Raw genomic sequence first — 15,841 nt, 5'->3', positions numbered from 1 at the left:
TCATGCCGCTCCCCGGATCGTCAACTACTAATAAAGACGATCAGAATAGCGAGCCAGAAATGAAGCACAACCCTTTGAGAGCAAGTCACAGCGATCTCTTACATGTGTAAGAAATGGCTTACAAATAACCCGTTTCAAGGGCTGTTTTTAATCTTCCTCCTTGATTCTCCTTAGCCATTACTCTTCTTTTGGCCCCACCACATGCTTCACTTCGAGATAGGCACTGAGCCCCCAAGGGCCGAGTTCGCGGCCGATGCCGCTGCGTTTGAAGCCGCCCCAGCCGGTTTCGGGGAGCACCAACTGCTCGCTGTTGTACCAGATGCTACCGGCTTTGAGCTTGCGGCCGATGCGTTTGGCGCGCTCGGGGTCGCCGCTGATGACGGTGGCCGCCAGGCCGTAGTCGCTGTCGTTGGCAAGTTGGATGGCTTCAGCTTCGCTTGCCACGCTACGTGCACAGAGCACAGGGCCAAAAATTTCTTCTTTCCACAGGCGGCTATCCACCGGCACATCCCGGTAGAGGGTTGGTGCCAGGAAGTAGCCCTTCGTTGGCAGTGTGCGGTGCCGCCCGTCGCGCACTGCCTTCAGGCCTTCCTGTTCGGCCAGGTTCAGATAGCCCTGAACCGCGTCGCGCTGCTTGGCGCTGGTCATCGGGCCTAAGTCGGTGCCTTCCGCCAGCGGGTCGCCCAATGTCAGCGCATCCATCCGTTCGGCAAGGGCAGCGTAGAGCGCTTCCGCTATATCTTTATGCACCAATAAACGCGAGGTCGCGGAACAGATTTGCCCGGCGTTGAAGTAGATGCCTGCCATCACCCAATCAGCGGCCTGAGCGGGGTCAGCGTCTTCCATCACCAGAACGGGGGATTTTCCGCCCAGCTCCAGCGATACGTTAGCGGAGCGGTTGGCTGCGGCCTTCATCACCGCCTCGCCCACCCGATTACTACCGGTAAAGGAAATTTTGTCCACATCGGGATGGTGAGTCAGCGGCGCGCCGATGCCCTCGCCGTCGCCGTTGAGAATATTCAGCACGCCCGCGGGCAGACCGATTTCCAGAGCAATTTCTGCCTGCACCCGCTCGGGGAGCGGCGTGACTTCCGAGGGTTTGAGCACGGCGGTACAGCCCGCAGCCAAAGCGGGGGCCAGCTTCCAGGCGCTGGTCACCAGCGGGAAATTCCACGGGGCAATCAGCCCTACCACGCCGACAGGGTCGTGGTAACAGCGGGCTTCAACACCCTCCATTTCCACGCTGACCAACTCGCCCTGGCGGGCATCCAGCGCCCTGGCCTGCCCGGCGTAGTAGCGATAGCAGGCAATCGCATCGTCAAGATCGATCCCTGCTTCCGCCAGCGGTTTACCGTTGTTGGTCGCCGAAAGCGTGAGGATCGAATCCCGGCGGGCTTCCAGCGCGTCGGCGAACTTTTCCAGGAACGCCGCCCGTGCGGCACCGCCGAGCGCCTGCCAGCCGGGCTGCGCCTGCTGGGCGGCGTCGACGGCAGCATCGACATCCGCCGCATCCCCCGCGGTCACCTGGGCAATGCGTTCTTCGCGGTAAGGATTCATCACGTCGAGCAGGCGGGTACCCTGGGAGGCGACCCATTGGTTGTTGATGAACTGGTGATCGAGAATCAGGCTATCTGACAGCGAAGCGTGTTCCGCGCTTGAAGACGTAGACACCGTGGTGACTCCTTTAAAGGTCGTGTTGGCGAAGCCAATCATCGATAAGTTGCTTGAGATGCTGGCCGCTAAAACTGGGGAAGTGTCCGCCGTGCACCGTGCGCACCGGCAGCTCTCTAAGCCGTCGCATACTGGCGGCATAGTCGGTGAGGTCGCTGTGCCACAGGTCTTCAATCAACGGACCATCGTAAATCAGGTCGCCCGAGATCAGCGTTTGGGTGGCCGCTTCCCACAAAGCGATACCGCCAGGGGAATGCCCCGGGGTATGAATCACTTCCCACTGTCGATTGCCCAAATCCAATATCTCGCCATCCTCTAATGGGCACACCATCTGCGGCGCGGTAATGCGGTAGCGTTCGTGGGAATAGGGCTCGGGCGGTAGCGCTTCGAACATGTCGTCGCTGAGAAACTGCGCTGCCAGGGTGCGTGTATTATCCGGCGAATTCAGAATGTCTGCCTCAGCCCGATGCACATGACAGCAGTCGAATTCGTGGGCCGCGCCGATATGGTCAAAATGGGTATGGCTGGCCACCGCCAGCAGGTCACGCTGGCTAAGCAGCGCGACCTGCTGGCGCAAAGGTATGGCACCCAGACCAAAATCCACCACCATGCCGCGCCCGCTGCCCTGGACATGCCAGATATTGCAGCGATAAAACGGCTTGATCCACGGCTCGTCGATCAGGGTAATACCGTCCGCCTTGGCGGCGGTACGGTACCAATGCTGCTCGTTAATGCGCGTTAAGCTCATGCCGCTGCTCGCCTAGTGATGGCCACTTTACTGACAACGTAATAAAGCGCGCCGGTAATCACAAACACGGGTAGCGAGGCCCCAAAGTCCAGCGGTGCCACCCAGTTCCAGTAGTAGGCCAAAAGCGCCCCCACCGCATAGCTGCCCAACGCCAGCCAGTTAAATGCAGGCAGGCTATCGGCCTGTTGAATCAGTTGAGCCGAGGTGTAGCGCTGGCGACCCAGCAGGAAGTAGTCGACGATCATCAGTGAAAAGGCGGGAATAAAGACGCTGCCAATGATCAGTAGAAACGTCTGGAACTGATCGAGAATACCGGGGATCAGAGCACCGATCACGGACACGACGCCAATGATCAACGCTGGCTTCCAGAACGGCACCTTGGGCCGCACGCTCATGAATGAAAGCGTCGCGCTGTAGACACACATGACGTTCGTCGTCAGCACCGAAAAGAAAATCACCAGCGCCGCCGGTAGCCCAAACCCGAAACCGCTCAGCAGGGCCGTGGGATCGTAGGTCTGCTCCATGCCTTCGGCGATGGATAGCGCCGAGACCGTGGCGCCCAGCCCCATGGCAATCAGGGTGGCCGTCACATAGCCGCCCCAGGTACCGACAACCGCTGCCTTCAATGTACGGCAGTGGCGATTATAGTCCGCCGCAAGCGGTATCCAGGAAAAAGCAGTGGCCACGACGATATCGAAAATCACACCACCGCCCAGCACGCCTTCAGGCTCCAGTTGGGTAATGCTCGGCAGGTCGTAATGGCGATTGAGCGCAAACAGCACCACTGCCGATAGCCCGACCATTAGCAACGCCGCGATCTTCTCGACCTTCTCGATACCCAAGTGTCCGCGAAGGGCGATAAGCACCACCAGGGATTCGCACAGCACCGTAAACAGCGCCACATTGGAGTATCCCGTCAGGCTCTCCACCGCGTAGTCGAGGCTCATGCCCGCCAAGAGCGCCTGGATCCAGCTCCACGCAATCAGCGCCAGCAGGTTTACCCAGGCAGGAAAGTTGGCGCCTTTTCTACCGAAGGTACCCCGCGCCAGCACCATGGTCGTCATCCCGGTGCGCTGACCCATGACCCCGATCAACACCAGCGGAATAATGCCGATCGCCGAGCCTACCGCGATCAGCAACATGGCATGCTGAAAGGTTAAGTCCGGCACCAGAAACATACCGGTTAAAATCGTGGTGACAACGACGTTGGCGCCCAGCCACAGCGCGAAGGTGCCAGGCAGCCCGAGGCTATGCTCTACGTCGTCAGCCGACAGCGTATCCTGGCCCAATACATGATTACTTTTCATTGTTATCTCCTGTTTCAATCAGGTTTCTTTGCCATGCTGCGGCGTTTATTTCGATCAGTAACGGCCCGTTCGCTTCGTGGTTGGCGAGCGCTTTAGCAAACTCGGCGGGGCTTTCTACCAGCACACCCGGGCAACCAAAGCCTTCGGCCAGAGTGAGAAAGTTCGGCGCCTGAATATCCACGCCCAGCCGGGCAACACCGTTGGCATCCATATAGCGACGAATCTCTTCATAACCGGCGTTGTGCCAGAGCACGATGACGATTGGCAGGCGCTCTTCTACCGCTGTTGCGATCTCGGAGAGGGTAAACATCACCCCGCCATCGCCTACCAAGGCCACCACCGGTAGATCGGGGCGACCCAACTGGGCACCCAGCGCCGCCGGTAGCCCATAGCCCAGGGTGCCGTAGCCCGTTGAGGCGTTGAAGTAACGCCGTGGTGCGGGCTGGCTCACCAGGTGATTACCGGCATACACCGGCGCGGTGGAATCGCCCACCAGAATGGCGTCAGGCAGGTGCTCGGCAAGCGTTGTATAAAGCGGCACAAAATCGCTAAAGGCGGGATCCTTGACCAGGTTCAACGCGCTTAACGCCGAGGCGGTTCGTTCAGTTCCCTGGCGTTGCAATGAATCGGGAAAGTGACCGAGCAACAACTCAAGGCTACGCCCAGCGTCCCCCACCAGACCCAGCGTGACGCGCTGGTTACGCACCAGTTGTTCAGGTTCCAGATCGATACGGATCAGCGTGCCATTAAGGTGGAAACCACCGTCAAACACCACGTCGTAGTCGGTCTCACCCAGTTCGGTACCCACCGCCAAAATCACATCGGCGTTGGCCGCCAGCTCGCGTACCGCAGGCAACGCGGCGTTCGCGCCTAAATCCAGCGGGTGGTCACGGCCCAACAGGCCTTTGGCGTTGATGGTCGTGACCGTGGGCGCATCCAGCTGTTCTACCAATGCCCGCGCCGCTTCGGGCGCCGATACGCAACCACCGCCCAGTAGCACCAAGGGCTGCTTCGCCGCCTTTAACAGCCGAGCGGCCTCGGCAAGCCCGTCTGGGTCGGGCGCGGCCCGGTAAAGCGTGGGCGCCTGCCAGGAAGACGGTGCGTCTACCGGCGCGTTGAAGAGGTCGATGGGGATTTCAATGTGCACCGGGCCAGGCCGCGCGCCGTTGAAAATGGCAAAAGCACGGGCCAGCACCTCGGGCAGCGTGTTGGCGTCCAGCAGCGTATGGCTGAAGCGTGCCACACCGCTGATCATCTGCTGCTGGCTGGGCAGCTCGTGCAGCCGCCCTTGGCGCATACCCAGCGTATCGCGACGGTTCACGCTTGAGATCACCAGCATGGGAATGGAGTCCGCCAGGGCCTGGCCCATGGCGGTGGCCATATTGGTCATCCCCGGCCCGGTGATAATCAGGCAAACGCCCGGCTTGCCGCTGGCCCGGGCATAGCCGTCGGCCATAAACCCCGCACCCTGTTCATGGCGCGGGGTAATATGCTGCACATCGCTGCCTTCCAGCCCGCGATACAGCTCCACGGTGTGCACGCCGGGAATACCGAACAGTGTGCTGACACCGTAGGTATCGCGCAGCAAACGGATCAGTAGCTCGGCGCAGGTCAGGGATGCTGGACTGGTTGATTGATTGCTGGTTGCGTCAGCGTTCATTGCAGGCCCCTTAGAAGAAAAACGCGTGGGCCATAAAGGCAATGATCGGCAGCGTAATGGCGGTACGCAGCAGGAAGATCGCCGCCAGTTCCCAGAGCTTGATAGGGATCTTCGACTTGAGCAGCAGCGCGCCGATTTCCGACATATAGATCAACTGAGTGAGCGACAGGCAGGCAATCACGAAGCGGGTCAGTTCGCTTTCGATATTGGTCGCCAGTACCGCTGGCAGGAACATATCGGCAAAGCCGACCAGCGTCGCAGGTGCCGCCGCTTCTGCCTCGGGAATCCGCAGCAGCTCCAGCACCGGGACCATGGGGTAGGAGAGCCAGGTAAACAGCGGGGTAAATTCCGCCAGAATCAGTGCGACCGTGCCGATGGCAAACACCAGGGGCAGCAGTGCGAGGAAGATATCCATGACGTTAAGCAACGCCAGCTTCGCCAGTTCCCTGGGCCCCGGCGCACCGGCGGCACGGCGCGTGGCTTGCAGCAGGCTGTAGCGCAACAGACCTATTTTAGCGGTGGGTTTTTCGCTGATCTGGCACCCTACCGGCTCATAGTAATCATTGGCTTTGCGGGACAGCGGCGGCAAGCGCGGCACGATCACCGCAGCAATTAACCCCGAAACCACCACCGTGAAATAAAACTGCACAAACAGGTGGTTGATATCCACGAAGCTGGTCACGAGCAGCGCAAAGGCAATCGAGACCACCGAAAAGTTGGAGGCAATCACCGAGGCTTCGCGGCCGTTATAGTAGCCCTGCTCATACTGTTGCGTGGTAATCAGTACACCGACGGTACCCGACCCCATCCACGACGCGGTGGCATCGATGGCGCTGCGTCCCGGAAGATTGAAGATCACCCGGAACGGCTTGCGCACCAGGCTGCCGATAAACTCCATAAAGCCGAATTCCACCAGAAACGGCAGCAGCAGCGCGGCAAAGAAGAAGAAAGTCAGCAGCACCGGCGCCAGATCGTTGAGCATCACCCCACCGGTAAACGATGCGGTGACGAATTCGGGGCCTACCTGAAAAAACGTCATCAAGGCAAAGAGCGCGCCCAGGATGCGCATACCCAACCATACCGGCCCGACGTGAAACATTTCGTTCAGCACGCCCGATTTCGCCCAGGCAGGATTCACCAGTTTAGCGTAAAGCGTGGCCACGACCGAGAAGCACAAGACCACCGTGGCGATCGCAGGCAAGGCCGCTCCCAGCAGGGTTTGCAGCCCATCGGCCATCAGGCCCATGCCGATGTTAATGGTGTCGCCCACTTGAAAGGGCACCAAGAACAACAGTACCCCGATTAAGGAGGGAATTAAGAATTTGATGAGATGACGCCGTTGGATCGGCTCATCGGCGCTTGGCTCGTCTAGCTGCACATGCGAGGACATGGGTTCACCTGTATTGAAGGTTTATTGGAGGTGAGCTGGCGATTTCTGAAGCGGTGGCCAGCACCGCTTCTTACCTTGTCTATTTATGGATCGCGCCTTGTTACACCGGCGCTTTGTAATGCCATCATCTGATTAACTGCCGCGTTTCACGCCCGGCAGTACGCAGAGCATTTCATACAACAACGTGGCCCCCATTAGCGCGGTGTTGCCGCTGGGGTCATAGGGCGGCGACACTTCCACCAGATCGCCGCCGATAATGTTCAGGCCTGCCGCACCACGAACGATTTCCAGGCCCTGGGAAGACGTCAGGCCGCCCATTTCCACCGTGCCCGTACCGGGGGCAACCGAGGGGTCCAGGGCGTCAATATCAAAGCTGATGTACACCGGGATATCGCCCATCTGCTCGCGCACTTCCTTCATCAACGGCGCCAGCGAGCGGTACCAGCAATCCTCCGCCTGAACGACACGAAAGCCCTGATCTCGACACCAGTCGAAATCTTCCGCCGCGTATCCCGTCCCCCGCAGGCCAATCTGCACGACCTTGTTGGCGGCCAGCAGCCCCTCTTCCTGGGCACGACGAAACGGCGTGCCATGGGCAATCGGCTCGCCAAACATGTGCTCGTTCACATCGGCGTGGGCATCGACGTGGATCAGCCCTACCGGGCCATGTTTCTTGGCAATGGACCGCAGTATCGGCAGCGTCAGCGTATGTTCGCCGCCAAGGGTCAGCGGAATACAGTCATGCTTGAGCACCTCGTCGTAAAACGCGGTAATGATGTCGACGCTTTTCGGCAGGTGAAACGTATTGATGGGGACGTCACCAATGTCCGCCACCTGCAGGCTTTCGAAGGGCGCCGCGCGGGTCGCCATGTTATAGGGGCGCAGCATGCGCGACTCATCGCGAATCTGGCGCGGCCCGAGGCGTGTGCCGGGGCGGTTCGAGGTGCCAATATCCATGGGAATGCCGATAAAGGCCGCGTCCAACCCCTGAGCCGTTTCCTGCGTGGGCAGGCGCATCATGGTCGCGGGGCCGGCAAAGCGCGGCATGCTGTTGCCGCCCAGCGGCTGATTAAAGTCCGACATACTCATCTCCAGCTTGTTGTTGGTTGCGCCATATCCGGCCTGACTACTGCTCACTACTGCTGAATACTGCAGGTACCGTGCCAACTTCCATCTCGCGCACAGGCCGCCATTGAGCGCCGTTAAAAAGCTCTTTCGATGCAAAAATGCATTGAAAATAGGGCCACTTGATTCAAGAATGCATTATCGATTCAGAAACGCATCAAAGGAGCCCCCGGTGAGCGACATCGATAGCTGCGTCCTGCAAACCATCGTGGAAACAGCCAACGACCATTTCTTCATCGTTGGTGGCGACGGCCGCGTGCTGGATATCAGCCCGGGCGCCGAAGCGGTTTATGGGTTATCACGGGAGGAACTGCTTGCCAGCAGCGTTCAACAGCTACAGGCCGCTGGGGTACTGAAGCCATCGATTACGCTGGAAGTGATGCGCACGCGCCAACCTGCGCAGCTTATGCAAGTCACCGGGACAGGCCGACGCGTCATTGCTGAAGCCTACCCCGTCTTTGTGGAGGGCAGGCTCGAGCGCGTCATCAGCCGCTCCCGGGATCTTACCGACCTGCAACTGCTGCAAGATGAATACGCCCTGCTGCAAAAACGCTTCAGCGAACACTTGAAGCGCAGCCATGCCGCCCCCGATGCCGAAGAACAGGCGCTGGATGACGCCCTGGATGACCTCCAGGTCAGAAGCAACGTCATGCGGGAAATTGCCCTGCTGCTCAAGCGCGTGGCGCCCTCGGATGCCAATGTGCTGATGCTGGGCGAGTCCGGCGTGGGGAAAACCGCCTTCGCCAAACAATTGCACCGCTGGAGCCAGCGCTGTGATGGCCCCTTTATCGACGTCAACTGCTCAGCCATCCCCGAGAACCTCTTCGAGTCGGAGATGTTCGGCTACCAGCCAGGCGCTTTCAGCGGCGCCGCGCGGCAGGGCAAAGCGGGCCTATTGGAGCAGGCCGAAGGCGGTACGCTGTTTCTGGATGAGATCGGCGAGCTGCCGCTTTTGATGCAGACCAAACTGCTCAAGGTGATCCAGGATGGCAGCCTGACTCGCTTGGGCGATACCCGCCCAAGGCGGGTGAATTTCCGTTTGGTCGTCGCCACCAATCAAGACCTGGCCAAGCAGGTCGAAGCCGGGCACTTTCGACTGGACCTTTACTACCGTCTTAACGTCATCCCCGTCACCCTGCCCCCGCTGCGCGACCGCCGCGAGGATATCCCCGACTTGGTAGAGGCCTGCCTGAACCGGCTGAACCAGCGCTACGGGCGGCAGAAAATCCTGGGTAATCAGGTATGGTCGACGTTGATGGGCAGCGAGTGGCCAGGCAACGTGCGCGAGCTGGAGAACTGGCTGGAAAGAGCCTGGCTTTCAAGCCCCACCGATCAAATCGAAACGCCGACCGTTCATCCCCAAGCGGAACACCCCGCCACGAATCTGGCAAACGCACCAACTTCCTCCAAGACGTCACCCATCGAGCCCCATGAAACCCTCAAACAGTATCTCGCACGGCTGGAGCGCGAAACCTTTGAAGAATTAAGCACCACGCTGCCCAGCACCTACGCCATCGCCGAACGGCTGGGCATCAGCCAATCCAGCGTCGTACGCAGGCTCCAGCGTTATGGCATTAAAGTCGCCAAGTGATCTTCTGCTTGACACAACGGCTGTCATAAACCATCCATGTAAGTGTCATGCAACTGCAACACCTTCAACACAAGCTGGATCAATAACAACCAACAGCCGGTGATGAGTGTTATGGAGCAATCGCGTATCCGCCTGGAACGCGTTACCAAACGTTGGGACGCGACACCCGCCGTCGACGGTATCTCCTTCGATGTCACGCCCGGGCAATTTGTCATTCTGCTCGGCCCCTCGGGCTGCGGTAAATCGACCACCTTGCGCATGATCGCAGGCCTGGAAGAGGCCAGCGACGGACGTATTTATATCGGCGATCGCGACGTCACCCGTCTGCCGCCTGGGGATCGCGGGCTGAGCATGGTGTTCCAGTCCTACGCGCTGTTTCCGCACTTGAGCGTGGCCGACAACATCGTGTTTGGCCTGCGCAGCCGCAAGGTACCCAAAGCCGAGCAGCGCGAGCGGCTGGCCAAGGTCGCCGAACTCGTTGACCTCACCGACTATCTGAATCGCAAACCCGCCCAGCTTTCCGGCGGCCAGCGCCAGCGGGTGGCACTGGCCCGCTCGGTGATCTCCGAACATCCCATCTGCCTGATGGACGAGCCGCTATCCAACCTGGATGCCCGGCTGCGCAGCGATATGCGCCGGGAAATCAAGGCACTGCAAAGCCGTCTGAACATGACGGTGATCTACGTCACCCATGACCAGGTCGAGGCCATGAGCATGGGGGACCGTGTGATTCTGATGCAGCACGGCAAGATCGTGCAGGACGGCACCCCTGACGAGCTTTACAACCGCCCGGCCAGTGCCTTCGCCGCCAGCTTTATCGGCAGCCCTGCCATGAACCTGCTTCCACTGGTGGCTGGCGAACACGGCGCTGTGATTGATAGCGAATCCGACATGCCGGTTGCCCCACTGGAAGCGGCCAACGGTCAGTTGGGCATCCGCCCGGAAGATATCGAGCTACGCCCTGCATCAGCCTCCGGCGTACCGGCAAAGGTGCTCAGCGACGAATACCTGGGGGCCGACACCATCGCCCATCTGGCGGTCGGCCAACATACCCTGCGGATCCGGCTGCGCGGTCGCCATGCGATTACCGGCCAGCACTGCCGGATCGGCTGGCCTGCGTCCGCCGCGCACCTCTTCGCCGAGGACGGCCTGCGGCGTGACGACCTGACCGCTTACTCACTGATGCCCACTGCTCCGCCGGAAAGCGAGTTACCCATCGGTTCATCGCAAGACGAAACCCGCCACTCCCAGCTCCAACCCCAACGTTGAGGTGTTCCCCATGCGTGCCCGTATCCCCTTTGCTCTTTCTGCCCTAACCGCTGGTCTGCTAAGCGCCGGTCAGGCCGCTGCCAACGACCCGGTCGAATTGACCATGTACTACCCGGTCGCCGTCGGCGGCGCGTTAACCGATGTGGTCGATGGCTTGGTAGAAGATTTCGAAAATGAGCATCCTGATATCGACGTCGAAGCCATCTACGCCGGCAACTACGACGACACCCGCGTGAGGGCGATGTCGGCGATGGAAGCGGGTGATACGCCGCAGCTGTCGGTGATGTTCTCCATCGACCTCTACGAACTGCTGGAACAAGATGCCATTGTGGCCTTCGACGACCTGGTCGAAAGCGATGCAGAACGCGAATGGCTCGACAGCTTCTACCCCGGCCTGATGGAAAACGGCCGACTGGACGGCAAGACCTACGGCATTCCCTTCCAGCGCTCCACCATCGTGCTGTTCTGGAACAAGGACGCCTTTGAAGCCGCCGGACTCGACCCTGAGACGCCCCCAGAGAACTGGGAACAGATGGCCGAAATGGCCGCCACCGTGCGCGAGGCTTCCGATGGCGAACAGTGGGGCGTCATGGTGCCCTCCACCGGTTATCCCTACTGGATGTTCCAGGCCTTTGCCTTCCAGAACGGCCACCGGCTGATGAGCGAAGACGGTACCGAGGTCTATTTCGATGACCCTGCCGCCATTGAAGCGCTGGAATACTGGGTATCGCTGGCCGATGAGCACGATGCCATGCCTGACGACACCATTGAATGGGGCACGCTGCGCCAGAACTTTATCGAAGAATCCACCGCGATGATGTGGCACACCACCGGCAACCTGAGCGCCGTGCGTAGCGACGCCGATTTTGATTTTGGCGTCGCCATGCTGCCCATGAAAACCCAGCGCGGCAGCCCCACCGGCGGTGGCAACTTCTACGTCTTTAAGGATACGACGGAAGAAGAGCAGCGCGCGGCCATGACCTTCATCCGCTGGATGACCGCCCCGGAACGCGCCGCTGCCTGGTCGATCGAGACCGGCTATATGGGCGTCAGCCCCGCTGCCTACGAGACCGAGGCGCTGCGCGATTATGTTGAAGACTTCGCGCCCGCCGCGGTGGCCCGCGACCAGTTGGAGCACAGTACGGCGGAGCTCTCCACCTATCAGGGTGGCCGCGTACGCCGCGCCCTGGACAATGCCGTTCAAGCTGCATTGACTGGCCAGATGACGCCTGAAGAAGCCCTCTCTCAGGCACAGCAAGAGGCTGAGGGCGTGCTACGCCGCTACGCCCGCTAAGGCGCATTAGAAGAAAACAGGACGCTTCCATGTTCGCCGGGGTTCGCCCCGGCTTTTCCGACTCGCGGTGATCCGCCATGCCCCTAACCGCCCACGGTAAATTACAGCTGTACGGCGCGCTGCTGTTACTGCCCGCCGCCGTGCTCCTGGCAGCCTTTGCGTATCTGCCAACCATCATGACCGTCATCAACAGTCTTTTTCTTCCCGGCTTTCGCGGCGAGCCCGCGGCGTTCGTTGGGCTTGAGAACTATCAGGTGCTGTTCGACGACCCGACCTTCTGGCAGGTAGCGCGTAACAACCTGCTCTATGCGCTGGGCACCATCCCCACCTCCATCGCCCTGGCGCTGGGCATGGCGCTGTTCGTCAACGGCAAGCTGCCGGGTCGCGGCTTCGTGCGCATGGCGTATTTCACACCGACCATCCTGCCCATGATCGCCGCCGCCAATATCTGGATGTTTTTCTACGCGCCACAGATCGGCCTGTTCAATAGCCTGCTGGAAACATTGGGATTTTCCGGCGTCAACTGGCTGGGCGACCCAAACGTCGCGCTCGGCTCGGTGATCGTCATGTCGGTGTGGAAGGAAGCGGGCTTTTTCATGATTTTTTACCTGGCCGCACTGCAGAGCATTCCGCCGGAGCTCAAGGAAGCCGCCGACCTGGAAGGTACCGGCCGCTGGAGCTTCTTCTGGCGGGTCACCTTTCAGCTTTTGATGCCGACGACGCTATTTGTCTTGATCAATGCGCTGATCAACGCGGTCCGCGTGGTGGATCACCTGTTCATCCTGACCAAGGGCGGGCCGAATAACGCCACCAACCTGCTGCTTTACTACGTTTACGAGAATGCCTTCTCGTTCTTCGACCGCACCACAGCGGCGACCATCACGGTGGTCATTCTGCTGGTGCTGGCCGTGGTGGCTACGCTGAAGTTCACGATTCTTGATCGCAGGACGCACTACCAATGAACACCACAACAACCACTGTGCCCCGCTCACGTTATGTCTCCATTCCGTCGCTCGACACGATCGCGGCCTGGTTGCTGGCCATTATCTGGGTCTTTCCGCTGCTGTACGCCTTTTGGGCGGCGTTTCATCCCAGCGAGTTCATGGTGAGTTTTGAGCTCTTCGCTCCGCTCACGCTGGAAAACTTTGCCGATGCCTGGACGCAAGCGCCCTTCGCCCGCTACTACCTGAATACCTTCGCGCTGGTGACTGGCGTGGTGTTCGCCCAGTTTGTGGTCTGCACCCTGGCGGCGTTTGCCTTCGCCCGCTTTCCCGTGCCCGGTAAGAATGTGTTGTTCATGCTGGTGCTGATTCAGCTATTTGTGTTTCCCGAAGTGCTGATCGTCGAGAACTACCGCATCGCCAGCGGGCTGGGCTTGATCGACACCATCACCGGGATTGGCCTGCCCTACGTGGCCAGCGCCTTTGGAATATTCCTGCTGCGCCAGACATTCAAGACCATCCCTCGGGAGCTTGAAGACGCCGCGCGCATCGAAGGCTGCAACTGGCTGGAAATTTTGTGGAAAGTCTACGTACCGCTGGCCAAGCCCACCTACCTGGCTTATGGCCTGGTGTCGATCAGCCACCACTGGAACAACTTCCTGTGGCCGCTGGTGGTGACCAACTCGGTAGAGAGCCGTCCGTTGACCGTCGGCCTGGGGGTCTTCTCGGCACCGGAAACCGGGGTCGATTGGGCCACCGTCAGCGCCGCCACGCTGCTCAGTATCGCTCCACTGCTGGTGGCTTTCCTGCTATTCCAGCGCCAGTTCGTGCAGTCGTTTTTACGGGCGGGGATTCGCTAGGCAAACTTCCTTGAATTTTCGTGCGACAATTCTCCCTCAGGCACGAGACAAGGAGCGCATCGATGCACGGCGACACCCATCCGGCCGCCCTCAGGGTCCTGCAGGCGGTATTTGGCTACGACAGCTTTCGCGGCCCGCAGCAGGCGATCATCGAGCATGTCGTCGCCGGTGGCGATGCGCTGGTGCTGATGCCCACCGGCGGTGGCAAGTCGCTGTGCTATCAGATCCCTGCGCTACTGCGCGAGGGCACTGCCATTGTAATCTCGCCGCTGATTGCGCTGATGCAGGATCAGGTGGCAGCACTTCAGCAGAACGGGGTCAGGGCGGCCTATCTCAACTCCAGCCTCGATTACCACGAGGCGGTCGAGGTGGAGAACCGCCTGCGGGCGGGCGAGTTGGATCTTCTATATGTCGCGCCGGAACGGCTGGCCACGCCGCGCATGCAGATGCTGCTGGAACAGACCCGGATCGCGCTGTTTGCCATTGATGAAGCCCACTGCGTTTCCCAGTGGGGCCACGACTTTCGCCCCGAGTATCGCCAGCTTTCCCAGCTTCATCAGCGCTTTCCCCAGGTGCCGCGCATTGCCCTCACCGCCACTGCCGATGTGCCCACCCGGGGCGATATCATGGAGCATCTGCAGCTCCAGGAGGCGGCGCTTTACAACAGCGGCTTTGACCGGCCCAATATTCGCTACCATATCGCCGAAAATCAGGGTAACGCCAAGGAACAGCTGTTGCGTTTTATCCGCGAGCGCCACGACGGCGAGGCGGGTATCGTCTATTGCCTTTCCCGGCGCAAGGTGGAGGAGACCGCCGCCTGGCTGGAACGCCAGGGGCTGACCGCGCTGCCCTACCACGCGGGGCTGCCCCCCGAGCAGCGTCAGCACCACCAGACCCGCTTCCTGCGTGAAGATGGCGTGGTCGTCGTGGCCACCATCGCCTTCGGCATGGGTATCGACAAGCCCGACGTGCGTTTTGTCGCCCACCTCAACCTGCCCAAGAGCATCGAAGCCTACTACCAGGAGACCGGCCGCGCCGGGCGCGACGGCCTGCCCGCCGATGCCTGGATGGCCTACGGGCTCCAGGACGTGATTACCCTGCGCCAGATGCAGCAGGACTCCAGCGCCGCCGACCAGCAGAAGCGCATCGAGCAGCAGAAACTCGACGCCATGCTGGGACTGTGCGAGATCATCAGCTGCCGCCGCCAGGCGCTGCTCCACTACTTCGGCGATCACCTGGACGCCCCCTGCGGCAACTGCGACAACTGCCTGACGCCACCCGAGACCTGGGAGGCCACCGTGGCAGCGCAAAAGGCGCTCTCCTGCGTCTACCGCACCGAGCAGCGCTTCGGCGTGACCTATCTGGTGGATGTATTACTCGGTAAACATAACGAGCGGATCACCCGTTTTGGCCACGACCGCCTGAGCACCTTCGGCATTGGCAAAGAACTCGCGGCTAACGAGTGGAAAGCACTCTTTCGCCAGCTGATTGCCAGCGGCTATTTGAGCGTGGATATGGAGGGGCACGGCGGCATCAAGCTCACTGCCAATGCCAAGCCGGTGTTGCGCGGCGAGGAGCGTCTCACCCTGCGCAAGCCAAGCAACAAACCCAGCAAAGCCAAAACCGCTCGGCGGGGAAGCAAAGGCGCCTCAGCCCCCCAGGGCCAAGGCCCGCTGTGGGAGGCTCTGCGCCAGCACCGCCGGGAACTGGCCGAGGCCCAGGGCGTACCAGCCTATGTGATTTTCCACGACGCCACCCTGGCTGACATGGTCGAGCAGAAACCCCAGAGCCTGGATGCCATGGGCGCGATCTCAGGCATCGGCGCACGCAAGCTGGCGGATTACGGCGAGGGTTTTCTGGACGTCATCCTGGCACATCAGGCAACCGAGCAAAGCGGCTGAATAAGCGGCCGGGGTTTAAAAAGCTCAAATGGTCGATATTTTCCAAAAATCGCTCACTTGGCGTAAACTATGAGTGAGTGAGGA

12 protein-coding genes are annotated in these 15,841 nt (G+C 60.4%); 6 read left to right on the top strand and 6 right to left on the bottom strand.

Going from position 1 to position 15,841, the window contains the following annotated elements; translation table 11 throughout:
• Positions 1-177: 177 nt before the first annotated feature.
• The 6 genes from ADS46_RS01165 to speB form a co-directional block, all read right to left on the bottom strand.
• A complete protein-coding gene (locus tag ADS46_RS01165) occupies positions 178-1,671 on the bottom strand; it encodes an aldehyde dehydrogenase family protein (protein ID WP_234346738.1) in 1,494 nt (497 codons plus the stop codon).
• A 13-nt stretch (positions 1,672-1,684) separates the two neighbouring features.
• Positions 1,685-2,419: an MBL fold metallo-hydrolase gene (locus ADS46_RS01160; protein WP_066315104.1), complete on the bottom strand. Its 735-nt coding sequence runs from the start codon at positions 2,417-2,419 to the stop codon at positions 1,685-1,687.
• Complete coding sequence (locus ADS46_RS01155) at positions 2,416-3,726, bottom strand: purine-cytosine permease family protein (RefSeq protein ID WP_066315102.1); 1,311 nt, start codon at positions 3,724-3,726, stop codon at positions 2,416-2,418. The genes ADS46_RS01160 and ADS46_RS01155 overlap by 4 nt, the downstream gene beginning before the upstream one ends.
• Positions 3,716-5,386 carry a 5-guanidino-2-oxopentanoate decarboxylase gene (locus tag ADS46_RS01150; protein ID WP_066315100.1) on the bottom strand — a complete coding sequence of 557 codons (1,671 nt, stop codon included), beginning with the start codon at positions 5,384-5,386 and terminating at the stop codon, positions 3,716-3,718. The genes ADS46_RS01155 and ADS46_RS01150 overlap by 11 nt, the downstream gene beginning before the upstream one ends.
• 10 nt (positions 5,387-5,396) lie before the next feature.
• The gene (locus ADS46_RS01145) at positions 5,397-6,776 is read right to left on the bottom strand and encodes a YjiH family protein (protein WP_066315098.1); all 1,380 of its coding nucleotides are present in this window, start codon (positions 6,774-6,776) and stop codon (positions 5,397-5,399) included.
• A 132-nt stretch (positions 6,777-6,908) separates the two neighbouring features.
• Positions 6,909-7,859, bottom strand: coding sequence for an agmatinase (speB, locus tag ADS46_RS01140; RefSeq protein WP_066315095.1), 951 nt, complete (start codon positions 7,857-7,859; stop codon positions 6,909-6,911).
• Between the two features lie 214 nt (positions 7,860-8,073).
• Here speB and ADS46_RS01135 point away from each other — a divergent pair, with 214 nt between their 5' ends.
• The 6 genes from ADS46_RS01135 to recQ all read left to right on the top strand — a co-directional run bounded on the left by ADS46_RS01135 (position 8,074) and on the right by recQ (position 15,757).
• A complete protein-coding gene (locus ADS46_RS01135; protein WP_066315093.1) occupies positions 8,074-9,492 on the top strand; it encodes a sigma-54 interaction domain-containing protein in 1,419 nt (472 codons plus the stop codon).
• A 111-nt stretch (positions 9,493-9,603) separates the two neighbouring features.
• A complete protein-coding gene (locus tag ADS46_RS01130; protein ID WP_082925925.1) occupies positions 9,604-10,761 on the top strand; it encodes an ABC transporter ATP-binding protein in 1,158 nt (385 codons plus the stop codon).
• Between the two features lie 10 nt (positions 10,762-10,771).
• On the top strand, positions 10,772-12,055 hold the full coding sequence (locus tag ADS46_RS01125; RefSeq protein ID WP_066315092.1) for an ABC transporter substrate-binding protein: 1,284 nt from the start codon (positions 10,772-10,774) through the stop codon (positions 12,053-12,055).
• Positions 12,056-12,132: 77 nt separating this feature from the next.
• A complete protein-coding gene (locus ADS46_RS01120) occupies positions 12,133-13,017 on the top strand; it encodes a carbohydrate ABC transporter permease (protein ID WP_066315091.1) in 885 nt (294 codons plus the stop codon).
• Entirely contained in the window at positions 13,014-13,856 is an 843-nt protein-coding gene (locus ADS46_RS01115; RefSeq protein WP_066315088.1) for a carbohydrate ABC transporter permease, read from the top strand. Before ADS46_RS01120 ends, ADS46_RS01115 begins: the two co-directional genes overlap by 4 nt.
• A gap of 62 nt (positions 13,857-13,918) precedes the next feature.
• Positions 13,919-15,757, top strand: coding sequence for a DNA helicase RecQ (recQ, locus tag ADS46_RS01110; RefSeq protein WP_066315081.1), 1,839 nt, complete (start codon positions 13,919-13,921; stop codon positions 15,755-15,757).
• The last annotated feature ends 84 nt before the right edge of the window (positions 15,758-15,841 follow it).

It is taken from the genome of Halomonas sp. G11, from assembly GCF_001663515.1.
Classification (GTDB): domain Bacteria; phylum Pseudomonadota; class Gammaproteobacteria; order Pseudomonadales; family Halomonadaceae; genus Vreelandella.
Note: the sequence above shows the minus strand (reverse complement) of the source record. Positions and strands in the feature narration are given on the sequence as shown.

Bases quoted from the DNA above. Each gene is read 5' to 3' on its own strand.
- ADS46_RS01160 (WP_066315104.1), bottom strand. From the start codon at position 2,419: ATGAGCTTAACGCGCATTAACGAGCAGCATTGGTACCGTACCGCCGCC.
- ADS46_RS01155 (WP_066315102.1), bottom strand. From the start codon at position 3,726: ATGAAAAGTAATCATGTATTGGGCCAGGATACGCTGTCGGCTGACGAC.
- ADS46_RS01150 (WP_066315100.1), bottom strand. From the start codon at position 5,386: ATGAACGCTGACGCAACCAGCAATCAATCAACCAGTCCAGCATCCCTG.
- ADS46_RS01145 (WP_066315098.1), bottom strand. From the start codon at position 6,776: ATGTCCTCGCATGTGCAGCTAGACGAGCCAAGCGCCGATGAGCCGATC.
- speB (WP_066315095.1), bottom strand. From the start codon at position 7,859: ATGTCGGACTTTAATCAGCCGCTGGGCGGCAACAGCATGCCGCGCTTT.
- ADS46_RS01130 (WP_082925925.1), top strand. From the start codon at position 9,604: ATGGAGCAATCGCGTATCCGCCTGGAACGCGTTACCAAACGTTGGGAC.
- ADS46_RS01125 (WP_066315092.1), top strand. From the start codon at position 10,772: ATGCGTGCCCGTATCCCCTTTGCTCTTTCTGCCCTAACCGCTGGTCTG.
- ADS46_RS01120 (WP_066315091.1), top strand. From the start codon at position 12,133: ATGCCCCTAACCGCCCACGGTAAATTACAGCTGTACGGCGCGCTGCTG.
- ADS46_RS01115 (WP_066315088.1), top strand. From the start codon at position 13,014: ATGAACACCACAACAACCACTGTGCCCCGCTCACGTTATGTCTCCATT.
- recQ (WP_066315081.1), top strand. From the start codon at position 13,919: ATGCACGGCGACACCCATCCGGCCGCCCTCAGGGTCCTGCAGGCGGTA.